Raw genomic sequence first — 2,662 nt, 5'->3', positions numbered from 1 at the left:
TGGGCGTGGTCACTTGCAGTGGCCCCACCGTGGACGCTTCAACTGGCTCCACCTGGCGGTCTCTGGATTGACTCTGGGGATGATGCCGCAGGGCGTGGTCGGAGCGCCGGCGGGGTGAGCCCGTAGGGCGAGCACCGCCGGCGCTCCGACCACCACTCACACTCCGTCGTCGGGCCCGGTCTCGGGTCCGGGGGCGTGCCCTGCCGGGTCGAGTCGCCGGGCCGGGGCGGATTGTCCGAGGCCGTGGTTGAAGCGCCACGACTCGGTGCCGCAGTCGATGATGTGCGCCCGGTGCGTGAGCCGATCAACGACCGCCTTCGCGAGCCGCGGGTCGGGGAAGACGCGGGTCCATTCGCCAAACGGCAGGTTCGTCGTCACGACCAACGAGCCGCGTTCGTGGCGGTCGGAGAGCACGCCGAACACGAGCTCCGCGGTGCCGTCAGGCAGCGACAGGTAGCCGAGCTCGTCAAGGATCAACAGATCCAACCTGGCGTAGCGGCCCGTCACCCGCGCGAGCTCGTGTCCGGAGCGTGCCTCGTGCAGCTCCGTCGCCAACGCCGCGAGCGTCGTGAATCGCACCCGCCGGCCCTGCTCACAGGCCGCCACCCCCAGAGCGGTCGCGAGGTGCGTCTTGCCGGTGCCGGAATCGCCGACGAGGATCACCGACTCGCGGTCGGCGATCCACTGGCCCGCCGCCAAGGAAGCGATCGTCGCTTGCGGCACCACGGGGTTGTCGTGGAAGCGAAAGCCCGCGAGGTCCTTGTGGATCGGGAACCGCGCCTCGTGCAACCGCCGGCGCCGCGCCCGCTCGCCCCGTTCGATCGTCTCGGCGTCCAAGAGCGCCGCGAGGTACGCGACGGGCGAGAGGTTCTCGCGTGCGGCCTCAGCCGCGAGCGACCGAAACCGCTTGCGGATCGTCGGCAACTTCAACGCGATGGCGTGCGCGTCGATCAACGCCTCCAGCGCCTGCTGCTGCGGATCAGTCGCGCTCATCGGGCCGCCTCCGCCAGCGCCCGCACCGCGGGCGCGCGGAGCTGGTCGTAGCGCGCGAGATCATCCGGTGGCGGCGCGCCGATCCCCGCCAGACGCCCATCGATCTGCAGCGCCACCGGCACCGCACCGGCGCTGGCACGCGTGCAGAGCAACACCACGGCGGCGTGATCGACCGCGCCGGCCGCCAGCGCGTCCTGCACCGCGCCCTGGACGCGGTCGGGGCCGTGCTCGCGCACGAGAAGCAGCGTGTCGACGATCTGCCGGGCCGCGGCGGAGACGCCGTAGCGGTCGTGCAGCTGCCGCCACAGATCGTCGAAGCACGCGGGCCACTGGCCGTCCTCGCGGGCTTGGTGCAGCGCGAGCGACCGGGCCAGCGCACCGGGCTTCTTGGCGAGCAGCTCGAGGTAGTGATCCAGCTGCGCCCGCACCTCAAACCGGCCCGTCGCGCGCTCGTGCTGGGCGACGACCTTGTCGCCGTGCGAGACGATGATCTCGTCCGCGCGCACGAGCACGTGGACCTGGCGGCCGATCAGGCCGACCGGCACGGAATACCGGTTCTGCCGCACCGTCACCATGCCCTTGCCGTCCACCCTGGGCGACGCCGGTTCGCCGGTCTCCCACCGCCCCGGCGACAGGCGCAGCACCATGCGCTCCTGCCACAACCGCTCGCCGACCGGCTCGCGATACCCCGTCACGGTGCGCTCGAGGTCAACGAAGCAGCACTCCAACAGGTGCTCGTTCAGGGCCTCCAGCGACGAGAACGACGGGACCGGCACGAGGTGGCGACGGCGAAACCGGCCGACCTCGCCCTCCACACCGCCCTTCTCGTGCGCCCCCTCGACCCCGGGCAGGCAGAACACCGCGTCGAAGCCGTAGTGCGACCTCAGCGCGACGAACCGGTCGGACTCCAACCGCCTTCGGCCCCTCAGGACCTGCGAGACGGCGGCCTTGAGGTTGTCGTAGCGGACGGTGTCGAAGACGCCGTGAAAGAACTCCACCGCGCGGACATGCCCCTCGAGAAACGCCTGCTGCGTCTGCCGCCGGAACGCCACGACGAACTGCGCGCCGGAGAAACAGGCCCGCATCACGAACAGGCCGACCACAACCTCCTCGCCCGCCAGCACGACGGTCGCCTCGCCCCAATCGACCTCCGCCTCCACACCCGGCATCGCGATCAGCGGCACCGTCCCCAGCACCGTCGCGCCGATCTCGCGTCGCCTCGCGGCGACATACCTGGAGACCTGCCGCTCGGACACCACAGCGCCGTGCTCGGCGACAAGCCGCTGCCACACCCGCCGCGCGGTATGGCGCTGCTTCCTCGGTGCGGACAGATCGTCCTGCAGCCACCGATCGATGATCGGCCGATACGGGCCGAGCTTCGGCGCCGGCCGCCCCTCCGGCGCCCGCTTGGCGGGCGGCAGCGCGTTCTCCAACGCCTGACGAACCGCCCGTCGATGCACCCCGTGGCGCCTGGCGAGCTCTCGGATCGAGAGGCCCTCCCGCGCATGGTCCCTGCGGATCTGCTCGAACTGCTCCACGCGTGAACTCACCTTCTGCCCAACCCTGCCCGCACCGCCTGACGACGGTCGCGCGGGGCCCGACGATCACGACCGCAGGTGGGGCCACTTCAAGCGTCGACAGAGGGGCCACTTCAGATGTCCACACCCAC

At 71.3% G+C, this 2,662-nt stretch carries 2 protein-coding genes; both read right to left on the bottom strand.

Annotation, left to right across the window (positions count from 1 at the left end; translation table 11 throughout):
* Positions 1-156 precede the first annotated feature (156 nt).
* A complete protein-coding gene (istB, locus tag AB0L40_RS27520) occupies positions 157-993 on the bottom strand; it encodes an IS21-like element helper ATPase IstB (RefSeq protein ID WP_364361961.1) in 837 nt (278 codons plus the stop codon).
* On the bottom strand, positions 990-2,531 hold the full coding sequence (istA, locus tag AB0L40_RS27515; RefSeq protein ID WP_364361959.1) for an IS21 family transposase: 1,542 nt from the start codon (positions 2,529-2,531) through the stop codon (positions 990-992). Before istA ends, istB begins: the two co-directional genes overlap by 4 nt.
* Positions 2,532-2,662: the final 131 nt, after the last annotated feature.

This window comes from Patulibacter sp. NPDC049589 (assembly GCF_040675535.1).
Lineage (GTDB): Bacteria > Actinomycetota > Thermoleophilia > Solirubrobacterales > Solirubrobacteraceae > Patulibacter.
The sequence above is the reverse complement of the archived record's forward strand: the minus strand, read 5'-3'. Positions and strand labels throughout refer to the sequence as shown.

What these genes read in the sequence shown, in the direction of transcription:
- istB (WP_364361961.1), bottom strand. Translation starts at nt 993, where the DNA reads ATGAGCGCGACTGATCCGCAGCAGCAGGCGCTGGAGGCGTTGATCGAC.